The sequence below is a fragment of the Pseudomonas sp. CC120222-01a genome (genome assembly GCF_003097235.1).
Lineage (GTDB): Bacteria > Pseudomonadota > Gammaproteobacteria > Pseudomonadales > Pseudomonadaceae > Aquipseudomonas.
The window spans coordinates 117,748-135,286 of the sequence record NZ_QEQQ01000016.1; the positions used below are offsets into that span (position 1 = coordinate 117,748).

Annotated in this window: 5 protein-coding genes; all 5 read right to left on the reverse strand. The window is 68.1% G+C overall.

Features of this window, described 5'->3' with window-relative positions; all coding sequences use genetic code 11:
• Positions 1–37: 37 nt before the first annotated feature.
• Positions 38–937, reverse strand: a complete 900-nt coding sequence (locus N430_RS20000) for a chemotaxis protein (protein WP_110638478.1) — start codon at positions 935–937, stop codon at positions 38–40.
• A gap of 219 nt (positions 938–1,156) precedes the next feature.
• Entirely contained in the window at positions 1,157–2,341 is a 1,185-nt protein-coding gene (locus tag N430_RS20005; protein ID WP_110638479.1) for an HlyD family type I secretion periplasmic adaptor subunit, read from the reverse strand.
• Complete coding sequence (locus N430_RS20010) at positions 2,338–4,506, reverse strand: type I secretion system permease/ATPase (protein ID WP_110638480.1); 2,169 nt, start codon at positions 4,504–4,506, stop codon at positions 2,338–2,340. The genes N430_RS20005 and N430_RS20010 overlap by 4 nt, the downstream gene beginning before the upstream one ends.
• On the reverse strand, positions 4,503–5,936 hold the full coding sequence (locus tag N430_RS20015; protein ID WP_110638481.1) for a TolC family outer membrane protein: 1,434 nt from the start codon (positions 5,934–5,936) through the stop codon (positions 4,503–4,505). Before N430_RS20015 ends, N430_RS20010 begins: the two co-directional genes overlap by 4 nt.
• A gap of 63 nt (positions 5,937–5,999) precedes the next feature.
• The gene (locus N430_RS20020; protein ID WP_110638482.1) at positions 6,000–17,492 is read right to left on the reverse strand and encodes a BapA/Bap/LapF family large adhesin; all 11,493 of its coding nucleotides are present in this window, start codon (positions 17,490–17,492) and stop codon (positions 6,000–6,002) included.
• Positions 17,493–17,539 lie beyond the last annotated feature (47 nt).

The following is a 17,539-nucleotide window of genomic DNA, read 5'->3' on the forward strand; positions in this document are numbered from 1 at the left end:
CAGAGAGTTGAACAAACCCTCTGCCCTTTTTGTTGCCTCAACGCTCGGCAAACACCACAGTCCGCGCCGCCGTCACCAGACAGTCGGTCAGGTCGGGCGAGGAGAACTTGGTGAGGATGGCATTGGCCCCGGCCAGCTTGGCCTTCTCGCTGCTCATGGCGCTGTCCAGCGAGGTGTGCAGCAGCACATAGAGGTGCTGGAAGTCCGGCGTCTCGCGCAAAGTGCGGGTGAAGGCATAGCCGTCCATCTCGGACATTTCGATGTCTGAAACGATGATGTTGATCTCTTGCCCGGTGCCTTGCAGCTCCAGCAGCACGTTCATCGCATCCTTGGCGCTGCGTGCGGTGTGGCAGTCGATGCCGAGGTTGCGCAGGGTGTGCACCGACTGCTGCAACGCCACTTGGCTGTCGTCGACCACCAGGATGTTGGCGGCGGCCAGCAGGCTGGCGTCCTCCTCGCTCAGCTCACCTGGCTGTGGCTCCGGTTCGGGCGGGGCGATGCCGTGGATGACCTTTTCTATGTCCAGCACCTGAACGAGCGTGTTATCGACCCGGGTCACGCCGGTGATGAATGAGCGGTTGCCCGAGCCGAACGGCGGCGGCTTGATGTCGGTGCTCAGGCAATGGACGATGCGGCTAACTGCTTGCACGTGCAGGCCTTGGCGTGAGCGGCTGATCTCGGTGACGATCAGGCAGCCGCCGTCCGGGTCGGCCAGCGGGCGTTCGCCAATGGCCCGGGACAGGTCGATCACCGACAGCGAGTTGCCGCGCAGGGTCGCCACGCCTTTCACGTGCGGGTGCGATTCAGGCAGCTTGGTCAGTGGCGGGCAGGGGATGATCTCGCTGACCTTGAGCAGGTTGATTGCCATCAGCTTGCCGCTGCGCAGGGTGAACAGCAGCAGCGACAGCGAGTCCGCGCGGGCATTTTGCGTGGCCATGGTGACCTTCGTGGGAGACAGGGGATAACGGGTTATCGGCCTGAGTTGCTTGGGCTTTAACCAAACTCCAGTGCAAGAGCATGGGCTGCTTTGCAGCCCTTTCGCGACGCAAGGCCGCTCCCACAGGTACTGCGCTGCATTCAAGACCTGTGAAGTCCCTGTGGGAGCGGCCTTGTGTCGCGAAAGGGGCGCACAGCGCCCCCAGGGATTCCAGCTTGATTACCGTTCGCGCAGGGCCTCGCGGGCGCGGTTCAGTGGTTTGATGAGGTAATCGAGGATGGTCTTCTCGCCAGTGCGGATATCCACTGTGGCAATCATCCCCGGCACGATCGCGAAGTGCTTGCCGGCCTTGTTGGTCAGGCTGTCCTGCTCGGTGCGGATGAACACCCGGTAGTAGTAGATCTCCGGTTTTACTTCATCCTGCAGGGTATCCGGCGATATCCCCACCACCTTGCCATCCAGCCCGCCATACACCGAGTAGTCATAGGCACTGATCTTGACCTTGGCCGCCTGGTCGGGGTGGATGAAGGCGATGTCCCGTGGGGCGATGCGGGTTTCGATCAGCAGGCGCTCGTCCATCGGCACGATCTTCATCACCTGCCCGCCAGGCTGCACCACACCGCCCAGCGTGTTGACCTCGATGTCCTTGACGATGCCGCGTACCGGCGAACGCAGGGTCAGGCGGGTCAGCGAATCGCTGCGCCCGCGGATCACTTCCGACAGGCTGTCGGCCTCGGCACTGGCCTTGGCCAACTCTTCGCGGGCGCGCACCAGGTACTCGGAGCGGGCCTCGTTGGCCTTGAGCTCCAGCTCCGAGCGCTGGCGGTTCAGGCGGATCACTTCGACCCGGCTGGAGGCGCCCATCTTGGCCAGGTTCTCGGTGATCTTCAGTTCTGCACGCACCAGCCGCAGCGAGTCCTCGATGCCGGCCAGGGTCTGCTCCAGGCCGCGACGGCGGGTTTCGTACAGCGCCGTCTCGGCGTCGATCAGGTCGGGTGAATCACGCAGGCTTTCGGGGAAGCTCAGCGGCTTGCCGGTGACCTCGGCCCGCAGGCGCGCCTCGCTGGCCTTGGCCGCACGGTACTTGGCCTCGCTTTCGCCAACGCTGGAGGCGGTCTTGGTCGGGTCGAGCTGGGCAAGCACCTGGCCGCGCTCGACCAGGTCGCCTTCGGCCACGTTCATCTCGGCGACGATGCCGCCTTCGAACGACTGGATCACCTGCTCGCGTGAACTGGGGATCACCTTGCCGGTGCCGGTAGACACTTCGGTCACCTCGAACCAGGCCGCCCAGGCCAGGAACGCAGCGAGCATGAGTGCGCAAATGGTGATGATGCGGCCAGCACGCAGCACGGCCTGGTCGTCCTGGCCATCCAGGTAGGAGGCGGGGAGTTCGTGGTTGCTCATGCCTGCGCTCCTTGCAGCTTGGCCAGGGCGGCGTCGCGTTTGTCGTCGATGACGATGCGCCCGCCGTCCAGCACGATGATGCGCTCCACGCGCTGCAGCACGCTGAGACGGTGGGTGGCGATCACCAACGTGCGGCCCTGGCAGAAGCGATCGAGGTTATCCAGCAGCTTGCGTTCGGTGACGTCGTCGAGCGAGGCGGTGGGCTCGTCGAGCAGCAGCACCTGCGGTTGGCGAACCAGCAAACGCGCCAGCACCAGGGCCTGGCGCTGCCCGCCGGACAGGCCCACGCCGCCTTCGAGAATCAGGTGGTCGAGGCCCTTGGGCAGGTGGCGGACGAAATCCAGCGCCCCGGTGGCGGCCAGTGCGGCCACCAGTTCCTGGTCACTGGCCTGGCCGGCGCCAAGGGTGAGGTTTTCCCGCAGGGTGCCGTGGAACAGCCGGGCGTACTGGGCCAGCAGGCCGACGTCACGGCGCAGGTCGGCCGGGTCGAGGTGGGCCATGGCGATGCCGTCGAGGCTGACTTCGCCCTGGCTCAGGTCCATGGCACCGCCCAGTGCCTGCAGCAAGGTCGATTTGCCGGCACCGTTGCGCCCGAGCACGGCGATGCGCTCACCGGGCTGTATGACGAGCTGGCCGATGTTCAGCACCGGTGGCGCTTCCGGGCTGTAGCGGAAGTTGGCCTGACGCAGCAGGTATTCGCCACGGATCGCCGGCAGGTGCACGCGGGCCTCGCCTTCGGGGTGGTCGACCGGCGCCTGCATGAGTTTGTCCAGGCCCTCCAGGGCCACCTTGGCCTGTTGCCAGCGGGTCAGCACATGGGTCAGCTGCGCCAGCGGCGCCATCATCCGTGACGACAGCATCGAGGCTGCCACCAGGCTACCGGTGGTTAGGTCGCCGGCAATCACCATCGGCGCGCCGATCACGATGACCACGGCAAACACCGCGCCCTGCACGTTCTGGGTCCAGGTCACCAGGCCGTTGGTCAAGGTGCGCAGGCGCAGGCTGGTGTGCGCGCAGGCAGCGTTGTACTGGTTCCACTGGCGCTCGAAGCGCGCCTCGGCCTGCAGCGCCTTGATCTCGTCCAGGCCCTGGATGCTCTCCACCAGCATGGCGTTGCGCAGCGACGACTCGCGCATCGAGGCATTGGCCAGTGCCGCCAGGCGCCGTTGCGCCAGCAGCCCCGGGATGACCATGGCCAGCAGCGCCACCAGCGGGATGAACACCAGCACCCCGCCGATCAGCCAGAACACCAGCAGGAACAGCAGGAAGAACGGCAGGTCGGCCAAGGCCGTGGCAGTGCTCGAGGTGATCAGGTCGCGGATCGACTCCAGCTCGCGCAACTGCGAGATGAACGAGCCGGTGGATTTCGGCCGTGCCGAATTGCGCAGGCGCAGCGCATGGCCGTAGACCAGGTCGGACACCCGCAGGTCGGCACGCTTGCCCAGCAGGTCGGTAACCTTCAACCGCAGCAGGCGCATGCTGAAGTCGAACACCAGCGCCAGCACCACGCCACCGAACAGCACGTACAGGGTCGGCAGGGACTCGGCGGGGATCACCCGGTCATACACCTGCATCGAAAACAGCACCCCGGCCAGGGCCAGCACGTTGGCCACCAGGGAGGCGACCATCACCTGGCCGTACGGGCGCAGGTCGCGCAGCACGATGCGGGTGAACCAGTGGCGGTCGTAGGGCGCGGTGTAGTCGTCGGTGCGCACATCGCGCAGCGGCCGTGCCGGGCGCATCAAGGCCACGCGATTGATGCGCCCTTCGAGCGCTTCACGGGGCAGGCGGGAGGTCAGGCGCTGGTCACCGGCGAACACCACGGCCAGTTCGTTTTCCTCGGTCACCGCCTCGACCGTGGCCAGCTGGCCATCGTCCAGTTCCAGCACCAGCGGCGTGCGCCACTGGCGCAGGGCCTTGGCGTCGTAGCGCACGAAACGCAGGGTCAGCCCGGCCTGGCGCGCCATGTGCCGGAGGATTTCATCCAATGGGCGCGCATCTTCGACCGCCGCCAGGCGGATGCGCTGGGGTGAGACGTCCAGGCGATAGTGGTGGGCGACCTGCAGCATCACTTCCAGCCACGGGCCCAGGTCGGGGCGGTGCACCACCGCCGGCTCCGGGTTCTGCGCCTGACCGGCCTGGGTCAGCTTGACGGTATCGTTCATGGCTCGATTTCCACCCCTTGCAGGTTGCGCCCTTCCAGCCCGAAGGCGGTACGCAGGGCGCCGGAGTTGTACAGGCAGTCGACATCCAGGCGCAGCAGGTCGGAGCGGGTGCCGGCGAGTTCGAAGCGTGACTGGTAGATCTCCTGCTCGGCGTTGAGCAGGTCGAGCAAGGGCCGGGTGCCCAGGTCCAGGTACTGCCGGCCATACAGCTCGCGGGCTTCCTGGATGCTGGCCTGGCGCGCCTCCAGCGAATTCAGGCGCCGGCCCAGCCCGGAGGTCTGCGCCATGGCTTCGGCCAGGCCGCGGCGGGCCTGCAGGCGCGCGGCGTCTTCGGCGGAATCGGCGGCGCTCAGGGCATGGCCGGCGGCGCGGCTGCGGGCGCTGATGGCGCCGCCCTGGTAGATGGGCACCTCGACGTTCAGGTAGATACCCGCCTGGGTGCGGTCCAGGCTGCGGTTGTCGCGGTTGTAGTCGTTGTCCAGGTAGTGGTTGACCTGCGGTTGCAGCGACAGCGTGGGGTAGGCTTCGGCCTTGGCCTGGGCCAGTTCGGCCTGGGACTGGGCGCGCAAGGCCAGAGCCATCAGCACCGCCGGCAAGCGGTCGCTGCCGCCCGATGAGCGCTTGCAGGCCTGGTTCAGCTCGGGTGGTGATTCTTCGGCCAGGGCCGGCGGTGCCACCCGGCCAAGCAGTTCGGCCAGGGTCGAACGCCAGCGCTCGTACTGCGACTGGTATTCCTCGAGGGTGGCACGGGCGCCTTCTACCCGCGACTCGGCCTGGACCACATCGGAGCGGGTGCTGGCGCCCATGTCGCTGCGCTGGCGGGCCATGCCGGCGATGTCGCCGACGCCGCGGATCTGGTCGCGGGCGATGACCATCAGCTGTTCATAGCGGCGGGTTTCGATCCAGGCGTAGGCGGTGTCGCGGGCCAGGTCGTCGACCACCAGCAGGATATTGGCCTGGGCCCGGGTAGCGGCGGCCTGGGCGGCACTGACGGCATTGTCGACCTTGCCGAAGTCGTAGAGCATCTGCTTCAGCGACAGGTTCAGCGCCTGGCTGTTGCGGTCGCCGCCGTAGCCGGTGTCATAGCCGGTGCGGATACCGCCGGAAATCTGTGGGTAGTAACCGGCGCGGGCGACGTTGATGCCTTCGCCCTGCTTGTAGAGGTTGCCGACCGCTTCGGCGATGCTCGGGTGCCACTGCGCGGCGGTCAGCACCGCCTCGGCCAGCCCCAGGCGGTCGCCATTGTTGTTGGACTGCCCGGAAGGGGGGCGGGCGGGGATGGCATCGGGCGCGTCGCGCATCAATGACGGCCCGATGGTGCGCAGTCTGGGGTCTATGTCATCGGCTGCCTGGGCAACCGGGTTGAGGTTCAGCACCAGGAGCCCGAAGGCTCCCAGCCACAGCGGTGACAGCGGACTGCTTCGCTTCACGAAATTCCCTTACTGCTGTTCGTCCTTGCCGCCGGGCAGTGTGCCCGGCGGGATGCAGCGGCCTCAGACAACATGGATGCTGTTCTGCACCCAGAGGTGATGGCTCGGATCTTCCTGGGCCGTGTATTGGTTATAGTCGATACCGTCGACAGTTTGGTTGCCGACCAGGGTCCAGTTGTCCGTCATGTGCACCGAGTCTTTGTCATCCCCCTTGATGATCAGCGTGTCGTTGCCGGTTTCGGTGATCTTCACCACGTCCGCCAGGTTGAGGGTCAGCGCTACGGCGCTGGTGTCGTTGAGGTCGATCACTTCGATGTTGTGGATACGGTCGGCCAGGGTGCCCAGGTCGATGCTGGCATCGCCGCCGCCCCACAGCAGGGTGTCGGTGCCGGTACCGCCATCGACGCTGGCGAAGTTCTGGTCGACCACTTCGAGGGTGTCGTTGCCCGCGCCGCCTTCCAGGGTGATGTGCCCGCCCTGGCTGCCGACCAGGTGGTCGTTGCCATCGGTGCCGGCGATCACCTCGCTGGAGGCTGAGGCTGCGACGCTGGCCACGGCCACGCTGTCGTCGCTGGTGTCGGCCACCAGCGCGGAGAAGGTGGTGAGGCCGGCGGCGTTGTCCAGGTTGACGGTGAGCGTGGCGGTGTCGGTAGTGCCGTTGGGGTGGGTCAGCTCATAGGTGAAGGTGTCGTGCTGGCCGATCACCGCCGAGGTCAGCCCGCTGTTGAGGGTGTACGTGTAGCTGCCGTCCGCGTGCACCAGCAGCGTGCCGTAGGTGCCGGCCACGCTGACCCCGTTGTAGCCTGGGATGGTGTAGGTGCCGGCGGCTGTCAGTACGCTCAGCACGGTCAGTGCCGAACCCAGGTTGTCGGTACCCGACGGGTCGGTGATCAGGTTGCCGCTGGCCACCGTGGCGCTGCTGACCACGTACTCGGTGAGGTGCGTGGTGGTGGTGTTGAGGCTGGTGGTGATCGAACTGGCCAGGCCGATGCCGCCGGCGGTGACCACAATGTGGTAGGTGCCGGCGCCCTGGCCGGTGAAGGTATAGCCGGCACCGCCGCCGAGCAGGCTGACCAGCGAGCTGCCGCTGACTGTCTGCACCACCACGTACTGGCCGGTAGTTGTGTTGAGCTTGAGCAACTGAATGGTGGTGCCGTTGAGCAGGCTCAGCAGGTTGGTGGAGTTGACCACCACTTGCAGGTCGGCCGTGGTGTCGGCGGCCACCGTGGTGGTGTAGGTGGCCGAGCGCGAACCGATCAGCGGCAAGGTCAGCGAGCCCAGGGTGGCGCTGCTGCTGTCGACCCGGTTGGCCAGGGTGATGTGGCTGCTGTCGACGTCGTTGACGGCATCCACCACCGTGGCCGGCGCGCTGAGGTTGCTGTCGTTCCAGGTCTCCGTGGCCTGCGGGCTGTCGATGCGCACGTAGAGGTTGGCCGTGGCGGTCAGCCCGTTCGGGTGCACCAGCTCGTAGCTGAATACATCCACCTTGCCGACGCTCGACGGGCTGCCGCTCGGGGTGTAGGTGTAGCTGCCGTCGGCATGGATCACCAGGGTGCCGTACTGGCCCTGCACCGTGGTGCCCGCGCCACTGGCAGCGGTCACGTAGCTGCCGTTGACCAGGATCTTCAGCACGGCGCCGCTGTCCGGGCCGAGGGAGTCGACCACGCCATTGGTGCCCGGGTCGGTGATGACGTTGCCCGAGGTGGCGGTGCCGGTGCCGGTGAACTGGGTCAGGCTGGTGGCTTCGATGTCCAGGCTGGTGGTGACTTGGGTCACCAGGCCGATGCCGCCACTGGCCACGGTCAGGCGATAGTCACCGGCCTGCAGCTTGCCGATGTCCACCTGCAGCCCCAGCGGCAGCACGATCAGGTCGAGCAACCCTTGGGTGTTGCCGGTGGCGATGGTCACCCAGGCACCGCTGGCGCCCTTCACCTGCAGGGTGAAGGTGGAGTTGTTGAGCAGCGCCAGCACGCTGTTGGTGGTCAGCGTCAGGGTCGGGTCGACCGTGGTGCCAGGAGCCACCGTCCAGGTGTAGGTCTTGCTGAAACCCGACAACAGGGTGGTGAAGCTGTCGGTGTAGGTGGTGGTGGCGGTGACCGGCGCCAGGTTGACGGTAGCGGTAGCCAGGTTGTTGCTGGCGATGACCGGGGCGTTGGCATCAACGTCGGGCGCGGTGATGTTGACGTTGCCGGAGACGTTGCTGCGCGGGTCGGTCAAGGTCACCGACAGCACCTGGCCGTTGTCCTGGGCCGGGCTCAGGGTGACGGTGAAGGTGCCGTTGGGTTGCACGGTCGCGGTCTGCAGCACGGTGCCGCTGGCGCTGCGTACGGTGACCGTGGCGCCGACCTCGCCGGTACCGGTGAGGGTGGTGCCGTCGGCACTGATCACCAGGTTGCTGGCGTTGGCCGGCGGGGTCAGGTCCGGAGCAGTCAGCGCCGTGGCGGTGGAGGTGTTGCCCGCAGCATCGGTGAGGGTGACGCTCAGTGCCTGGAAGTTGATCTGCGCCGCACTCAGGCTGACCACATACAGGCCGTTGCTGCCTACCGTGGCGGTGCCGAGCACGGTGCCCAGGCTGTTGCGCACGGTCACCGTGCTGCCGATTTCGCCAGAGCCGCTGACCGTGGTGCCGTTGGCGTTGATCGATGCCACCGGTGCGGTGGGCGCGGAGGTGTCCGGGGCGGTGATGCCGGTGCTGCCGGACACGTTGCTGCCGGCGTCGGTCTGGCGCACCACCAGGGCCTGGCCGTTGTTCTGGGTGCTGGTCAGGGTGACGCTGAAGGTGCCGTCCGCCTGCACGATGGCGCTACCGAGCGAGCTACCCCCCGGGCCTTGTACGGTGACGGTCGCGCCCGCCTCGCCGTTACCGGTGAGCACGGTACCCGCGCCATTGATCGCCAGGTTGGTCGGTGCCAGCGGCGCCTGGACGTCCGGCGCCGTGTAGCTGGTGGCACCAGAGACGTTCAGCGCGGCATCGGCCTGGGTCAGGCTGAGTACCTGGCCGTTGAGCTGGGCACTGCTGAGGTTGATGCTGAAGCCGCCGGAGCCGTTGACCAGGCCGGTACCGAGCACGTTGCCACTGGCATCGCGCACGGTCACCGTGGCGCCGGCTTCACCGGTACCGGTGAGCACCAGGCCGTTGGCCGACAGCGCGCTGACCACCGGGTTGGCCGGTGCAGTGATGTCGGCGGCAGTGACGAACACCGGTTGCGATTCGCCCCCCAGCAGCGACACCGAAGTCACCGACAAATGTTGCCCGTTGAGCTGGGCGGCGCTCAGGGTGATGGAGAAGCCACCGTTGCCGATGTTGGCCGAACCGGCGCCGATGAGGTTGCCAGCGGCGTCGTAGACGCGGATCGAGGTGCCGGTGGCAGCGGTCCCGGTCAGGGTCAGGCCATCGGCGGCCAGTGTCACGTTGACCGGTGGCTCCGGTGGCGGCACCAGCGGCGTGAGGAAGGTCGCCACCGCCGAGGTGTTGCTGGCGGCGTCGGTTTGCGTGACGGCCAGTGACGCCGCCGAGCCCGGTGCAGGCGACAGGTTGATGGAGAAGTTGCCACCGCTGTCGACCAGGCCCGTACCGATGACCACGCCACCAAAACTGACCGTCACGGTGGCACCGGCTTCGCCGCGCCCGGTGAGGATGTTGTAGGTGTTGTTGATGGCCAGGTTGGTGACCGCGGCCGGTGGCGCGGTGTCGAGGGTCTGGTAGGTGGCAGGCGTCGAGATGTTGCCGGCATTGTCGGTGGCGACGACGCTCAGCAGTTGGCCGTTGTTCTGGGCCGGGCTGAGGGTGACGGTGAAGTTGCCGCCCGCGGGCACCGCGATGGTGCCGACCACGGTGCCCGACGGGTCGCGCACGGTGATCACGCTGCCGACTTCACCGGTGCCGCTGAGCAAGGTGCCGTTACCGGTCAGGGTGAGGTTGCCGGGCTCGGTCGGTGGGACCAGGTCTGGCGCGTTCAGCAGCAGGGGCACCGACGGATTGCCGGTGGCGTCCTGGGCGATGACGCTCAGCACCTGGCCATTGATCTGCGCCGTGGTGAGGGTGATGACGAAGCTGCCATCGGCGGCAATGGTGCCCTCGCCGATCAGGTTACCCAGGTTGTTCATCACCGTGACGTGCGCGCCGGGCTCGCCGGTGCCGCTGATCTGTGTGCCACTGGGGTTGAGCAGGGCGACCACCGTGGTCGGTGGGGTGATGTCGACGGCGCTGAGGGTGCTGATCGGCGAGATGTTCTGGCTTGCGTCCGTCAGGGTGACCTGCAGCAGCTGGCCGTTGAGCTGTGCCGCGCTGAGGTTGACCACGAAGGTGCCATCGGCCGCGACCGTGGCGGTGCCGATCTCGGTGGTGCCGACGTAGACGCGCACCGTGGTGCCGGCTTCGCCGGTACCGCTGAGCTGGTCGCCGGCGGCATTGAGGTGCAGCGAGGCCGCCGCAGCCGGCGGGGTCAGGTCCGGCGCATTGACCGTGACCGGCAGGCTGATGTTGCCGGGCGGGTCGGCCTGTTGCACTGACAGCACCTGCTGGTTGATCTGCGCCGGGCTCAGTTCGACGCGGAAGCTGCCATCGGTCAGCACGGTGGTGGTGCCCAGCACCACGCCTGCGGCGTTGGTCACGGTGACCGTCGCGCCGGGCTCGCCGGAACCGCTGACCACGCTGCCATTGGCATTGATCACCACGTTGGTGAGCAAGTCCGGCGGGGTGAAGTCCGGTGTCTGCAGGGTGGCGACCGGCGACACGTTGCCGGCGCCATCGGTCAGGGTTACGCCGAGCAGCTCGGCGTTGCCCAGGGCCGGGTTGAGGGTCAGGGTGAATTGGCCGCCGGCATCGACGATGGCCGTGCCGATCTGCTGGCCGGCCGGGTCGGTCACGGTGACCAGCGCGCCGACTTCGCCACGCCCGGTGATGGTCGCGCCGTCGCTGGCGATGGCCAGCTCGGTGGGCGCGGCCGGCGGCGTGGTGTCGGGTGCGGTGATGGCGCCGGGGGAAGACTGGTTGCCGGCGGCATCGGTCAGCACCACCTGCACGGCCTGGCCGTTGGCCAACGGTGTGCCGAGGATGACTTGGAAGCTGCCGTTGGCCATGACCACGGCGGTGCCCAGCACGGTGCCGTCGGCGGCGATGACTTTCACCGTGGCGTTGGCTTCGCCAATACCGTTGAGCAGGCTGCCGCCGCCGGCGAACGCCAGGTTGGCAGGCGCGTCCGGGGCTACGCGATCGGGCGCGGTAAGGTTGACGCTGTTGGACTCGTTGCCGGCGGCGTCGGTCTGTGCGGCGCTGAGTTGCTGGCCGTTGATCTGCGCGCTGGCGAGGTTGACGCTGAAGTTGCCGCTGGCATCGACCACGGCGGTGCCCAGGCTGGCACCGCCCTGCCCGGTGATGGTGACGGTGGCGCCCGCTTCGCCACGGCCGGTAAGTGTGAGGCCATCGCTGGACAGCGCCAGGTTGGTCAGCGGTTGTGGTGCGGTGGTGTCCGGTGCTTGCAGTGTCGCAGGCAGGGAGGCGGTGCCATCGCTGGCCACCGCGCTGACATGCAGCACCTCGCCGTTGGCCTGGGCGCTGGCGAGGGTGACGCTGAAGGTGCCATCGCTGGCCACCGGTGCGGTGCCCAGCAATACGCCATTGGAGCCGTAGACGTTGACCGTGGCACCCACGGCGGCGGTGCCGGTGACCACCAGGCCATTGGCCGACAGCACCAGGTTGTCCGGGCTGTCCGGGGCAACGTTGCCCGGCGCAGTTACGGTTTGCGCGGGCGACACGTTCTGCGCGGCATCGGCCTGGGTCACGCTGAGCACTTCACCGGTACTGGCAGCCGGGCTCAGGGCCACGGTGAAGTGGCCATCGGCACCGACAGTGGCGGTGCCCAGTGTGCTGCCGTCCGGCGCACGCACGGTGACGGTGGCGCCTGCTTCGCCGGTACCGGCCAGGCTGGTGCCGTTGGCGGAGACCGCGAGGTGGTCCACCGCCGCAGGCGGTGTGGTGTCGGCGGCGGTGTAGGGTGCGGCTGGCGAGACGTTGCCGGCGGCGTCGGTGGCGGTCACCTGCAGGACCTGGCCGTTGGTCTGGGGGCTGCTCAGGGTGACCTGGAATACACCGTTGCCTGCTGCCACGGCGGTGCCCAGCACATTGCCCGAGGCGTCGCGCACGGTCACCGTGCTGCCGGCCTCGGCAGTGCCGTTCAGTTGCAGGCCACTGCCGGACAGCGCCAAGGCCGTCGGTGCGGCTGGCGCGGTAAAGTCGGGTGCGGTGACACTGACGGCGACCGAGGTGTTGTTGCTGGCGTCGGTCTGGGTCACGCTCAGGTGCTGGGCATTGAGCTGGGCACTGGTGAGGGTAAGGGTGAAGCTGCCGTTGGCGGCCACCAGGCCGTTGCCGATGATGGTGCCGTCCGGGCCACGCACGGTGACCGAGGCACCCGCCTCACCGAGGCCAGTGAGGGTCAGGCCGTTGTTGTTGAGCACGACGTTGGTCAGTGCCGCAGGCGGAGTCAGGTCCGGGGTGGTGACATTGATGGCAGGGGACACGTTGCCGGCGGCATCCACCTGGGTTACGCCAATCGCCTGGCCGGTGGCCTGCGGGGTGGCGAACGTCACCGTGAAGCGCCCGTCGGCACCCACGGTGGCGGTTCCGAGCACCGTGCCGCTGGCATCGCGCACCTGCACGGTCGCACCCACTTCACCGCTGCCGGACAGTTGCCGGCCATCGGCGCTCAACGAAGGGTTGGTGATCGCCGCCGGTGGTGTGCGGTCCGGGGTCGCCAGGCTGGCCGGGCCGGACACGTTGCCGGCGGCATCGCTGAGGGTCACCTGCAGCGGGCTGCCAGTGGTCTGGGCGCTGGGCAGGGTGATCTGGAACTGTCCGCTCTGGTTCACCGTGCCGGTGGCCAGTACGTTGCCACTGGCGTCGCGCACGGTCACCGTCGCGCCGGCTTCGCCTTGCCCGCTGACGACCGTGGCGGCGTTGTTCAGGCTCAGGGCGGTGGCGGCATCGGGCGCTTGCAGGTCGGGAGCCTGCACGGTCGCGGCCAGCGAGACGTTGCCGGCGGGGTCGGCCTGGGTGATCGTGAGGTTCTGCGCGTTGGCCTGTGGTGGCACCAGGTTGATGGTGAACAGGCCGTTTGTGCCAACGATACCGGAACCCAGCAGCGTGCCGTTGGCATCGGTAACGCTGACGGTCGCGCCCACTTCGCCATGGCCGCTGACCGTGCTGCCGCTGCGGTTGATGGTGACCTGGGTGGGTGCGTCCGGTGGCGTGGTGTCGGCGGCGACGATGGTGGCCGGTACCGAAGGGTTGCCACCGGCCGAGGCGCGGGCAGTGACCTGCAGGGTCTGGGCGTTGAGCTGGGCATTGGTGAAGAAGATGCGGAAGATGCCGTCGCTGCCAACCGTGCCGGTGCCCAGGGTGGTGCCCCCGGAGGTGACGGTGATCAGCGAACCGACGGTGCCCTGGCCAGTCAGCAGGAAGCCGTCGGCGCTGATGGCCAGGTTGCTTGGCGCGGCAAGCTGGCTGCCATCCGGGCCGGCCACGTTGACTGCGGTTTCGTTGTTGCCGGCATCGTGCACCACCAGCTGCACGCTGTCGCCGGTTACCAGCGGTGGGTTGACCTGAACCACGAAGGTGCCGTCGGCGCCAACCTGTGCGGTACCCAGTTCGGTGCTGCCATCGCGCACGATCACGGTGGTGCCGGGTTCGGCCCTGCCGCTGATGGTGCCGCCATCCGGGCTGACGGCGATGTCGGAGGCCGCTGCCGGTGGCGTGCTGTCGGCGGCGGTGACACTGGTCGGTTGCGTGGCATTGCCGGCAACATCGCTGACCACCACGGTCACGGTTTCGCCGTTGAGCAGGGCAGGGGACAGCGGCACGCTGAAACTGCCGTCGCCATTCACCGTCACGGTGGTTTCGACGCCGGTCGGGCTGATCACGGTGACCGAAGCTGCGCCCGGGGCGTTACCGGTCAGCGTGAGGCCATCGCCACTGATGGCGAGGTCAGTAGGCAGCGCGGGCGGGGTGAGGTCCGGTGCGGTCGCCTGGGCGGCGCCGGAGGCGTGGCCCTGTGGGTCGGTCTGGGAGACGTCAAGGGTCTGGCCATCGAGCTGCGGCGGGTTCAGCGACACACTGAAACTGCCATTGGCGGCTACCACCGCAGAGCCCAGCAAATCACCCGCGGCATTGCGCACTTCCACGGTTGCACCGGCTTCACCGGTGCCTTGCACGCGGGTGCCGTCGGCGCTGACCTGCAAGCCGCCGGGGGCCGCCGGGGCGCTGCTGTCATCGGCGGTGAAGGGGGCCGATGGCGACGCGTTGCCAGCGGCGTCGGTGAGCACCACCGAGACAGTTTCGCCGTTGGTCTGTGCGGGTGTCAGGGTGACGCTGAAGGTGCCGTCGCCATCGACCACGCCGCTGCCGAGCAACTGCCCGGCCGTGTCGCGGACCTCCACGGTAGCGCCGGGCTCGCCCTGGCCGGTCAGGGTGATGCCATCTGCGCTCAGGCCGAGGCCCTGGGCCGCTGCGGGCGCCTCGATATCCGCGGCGGTCAGGGTGTTGGCGGGGGAGGGGTTACCGGCGTCGTCGGTCTGGATGACGGTCAGCACTTGGCCATTGAGCTGCGGTGGGTCGATGGTCACATGGAAGCTGCCGTCGGCTGCGACCGTGGCAGTGCCCAGCACCGCGCCGCCGGCACCGGTCACCTGCACTTGCGCGCCAGGCTCACCATTACCGGAGAGCACCGTGCCATCGGCAGACAGGGCCAGGCCGGTGGTTGTGGCCGGGGCCTGGGTGTCCGGGGCAGGCAGGTCAACGGCGGCCGAGACGTTGCCGGTGGGGTCGCGCTGCTCGACGGTCAGGGCCTGGCCGTTGGTCTGGGCAGTATTCAAGGTGACCTGGAAGCTGCCATCGCCGTTCACCACGGCAGTACCCAGCACGCTGCCATCCGGGCCGCGCACGGTAACCGTGGCGCCGGGTTCGCCGGTGCCGCTGACGGTGCTGCCGGTGCCGTCGATGCTCGGGTTGCCGACCGTTTGCGGTGGCGTGGTGTCGGGGGCGGTGAAGCTGACCGGGCCGGCGCTGTTACCCAGCGTGTCGGTGGCTTCGACGCTCAGGTTTTCACCGTTGCGTTGCGGGGCGTTGAGGGTGACGTCGAAGTGCCCGTCGGCGGCGACGATGGCCGTGCCCAGCACGCTGCCGTCAGCCGCGCGCACGGTCACGATCGAGCCCGCCTGGCCGACGCCGGTCAGGTGCAGGCCGCTGACATCGACGGCCAGCGCCGATGGCTGCAGCGGGCCGTCCAGGTCCGGTGCGGTGAGGGTGGCGGTGGAGCTGTTGCCGGCGCCATCGCGCAGCACCACGTCGAGCTCCTGGCCATTGAGCTGGGCGGACGACAGGGTGACGGTGAAATAGCCGTTGGCGCCCACCGTGGCGGTGCCTAGCAGCGTGCCTTGGGCGTTGGTCACCTGCACGGTGGCGCCGACTTCGCCGCGCCCGGTGAGGGTGATGCCGTCGGCGGCCAGGTGCAGGTCGCTGGCTTGTGCAGGCGGGGTAATGTCGGGGGCCGTGATCTGGGTCGGCAGCGAGCTGTTGCCGTCGGCGTCGATGGCCACCACGTCGAGCAGTTCGCCATTGGCTTGGGCCGGGCTCAGGGGGATGGTGAAGGTACCGTCGTTGCCTGCCCGCACGCTGCCTATCAGGTTGCCGTTGGCATCGCGCACTTCCACCAGGCTGCCCGCCGGGGCGGTACCGCTGATGGACGAGCCGTCGGCGGCCAGCACCAGCCCGGCCGGGCTATCCGGCACGGCGGTGGCGGGGACGATGACGGTGAGCGCGACCGAGGGGTTGCCGGCGGCGTCGGTCTGTACCAGGACGAGGGTTTCGCCGGCGCTGACCGGGCCGCTCAGGTCGACCAGGAAGGTGCCGTTGGCGCTGACCACGCCGGTGCCGAGCAGGTTACCGTTGTTGTCGCGAATTTCCACGGTGGCGCCGGGTTCGCCGTGCCCGGCGACGGTCAGGCTGCCGGCGCCGACGATGACATTGCTGATGATCGCCGGTGGTGTCGTGTCCGGCGCGGCGTAGTCCAGCGGCGCGGAGCGGTTGCCGGCGGCATCGGTCACGGTGATGGCCAGGTGCTCACCGTTGCTCTGGGCCGGGTCGAGCGTGAGGCTGAAACTGCCGTCAGGCCCGACGATGCCGCTGCCGATCAGGTTGCCGTCGGCATCGCGAACTTCCACCCGGGCGCCGGGTTCGGCGCTGCCGGTCAGGGTCACGCCGTTGTCCAGGCCGAGCCCGGTAGGTTGGCCGGGCGCCTGCAGATCCGGGGTGGTCAGCGGGCTAGGCGTGGAGACGTTGCCGGCGGCATCGGTGAGGGTGACTTGCAGCGACGAGCCATTGGTCACGGGGGTGGTCAGCTGGAAGGTGAAGCTGCCGTCCGGCTGTACGGTGCCGGTACCGATCACCTGGCCCTGGTCATTGAGCACGTTGACGGTGGCGCCGGGTTCGCCCCGGCCCGAGACCGTACGGCCATCGCCGCTGATGGTCAGGCCAGTCGCAGGGTCTGGCGGGGTGGTGTCGCCGCCGCCTAGGCCGTCGTCCGGCGCGGTGACGTTGCCCGCTGTCGAGGTATTGCCGGCCGCATCGGTGGCTGTGACGGTCAAGGCTTGCCCGTCAGTCTGCGGCGGTTGCAGGGTGACGCTGAAGCTTCCGTCGGCCCCGGTCACGGCGCTGCCCAGCACGCTGCCGTCGGCGCCGCGCACCTGTACGGTCGAGCCCGGTTCGGCGCGGCCGGTAAGGGTATTGCCTTGCGCGCTGATTGCCAGCTCCGTCGGTGCTGTTGGCGCGGTGGTGTCCGGTGCGGTAACCGCACCAGGTTGCGATGTGTTACCCGCAGCATCGGTCAGGGTGACGCCGAGGTTTTCACCATTGGCCTGCGGGGTGTTCAGGGCGACATCGAAGCTGCCATCGGCATTCACCGTGCCGCTGCCGATCAGGTTGCCGGCGGCATCGAACACCTTGACCGTGGCCCCGGCTTCACCGCGCCCGCTCAGGCGCAGGCCGTCGGGCGAAACCAGCAGGTCGATGGGCGTGGCCGGTGCAGTGGTGTCGCCAGGCTCGCTGCTGCCACCCCCTCCACCGCCGCCCCCGCTGTTGTTCGCCGCTGCAGCCACGCCGCCGACACCGAGCAGGCTGAGACCGGCGATGGCGAAGGTTGAGGTGCCAGCGCCAGCGACACCGATACCGGCCACCAGTTCGTCAAGTGAGGCCACTTCGTCGAAGGTGAAGCCAGTGAACGCCGTCGTGTCATAGTTGGCGTGCCACAAAGTGCCGTCTTCGCCAACGAACACCATGTCGCTGCCAACACCTGCCTGGTCTACGGCAAAGAAATTGCCGACGGTGACCTTTTCTCCGTTCTTGAGCGTGACGATCAGATCCTGGCCACGCCGGGTGACGGTGGCTACCTGGTCGGGAGCGACGGGCATCTGCACGACGCCTGGGCTGTTGAGGGTGATATTGCCCCAGGCATTCTGGGTGGCTACGGCGGATTGCTTGTCGGCGACGACGATGTTGTCCATGAGTGCTCCCTGCTGGATTTCGGTACACAGGGCCGCCTTCGCGACCC

Coding starts and splice junctions, on each gene's coding strand:
- N430_RS20020 (WP_110638482.1), bottom strand. CDS start 17,492: ATGGACAACATCGTCGTCGCCGACAAGCAATCCGCCGTAGCCACCCAG.
- N430_RS20005 (WP_110638479.1), bottom strand. CDS start 2,341: ATGAGCAACCACGAACTCCCCGCCTCCTACCTGGATGGCCAGGACGAC.
- N430_RS20010 (WP_110638480.1), bottom strand. CDS start 4,506: ATGAACGATACCGTCAAGCTGACCCAGGCCGGTCAGGCGCAGAACCCG.
- N430_RS20000 (WP_110638478.1), bottom strand. CDS start 937: ATGGCCACGCAAAATGCCCGCGCGGACTCGCTGTCGCTGCTGCTGTTC.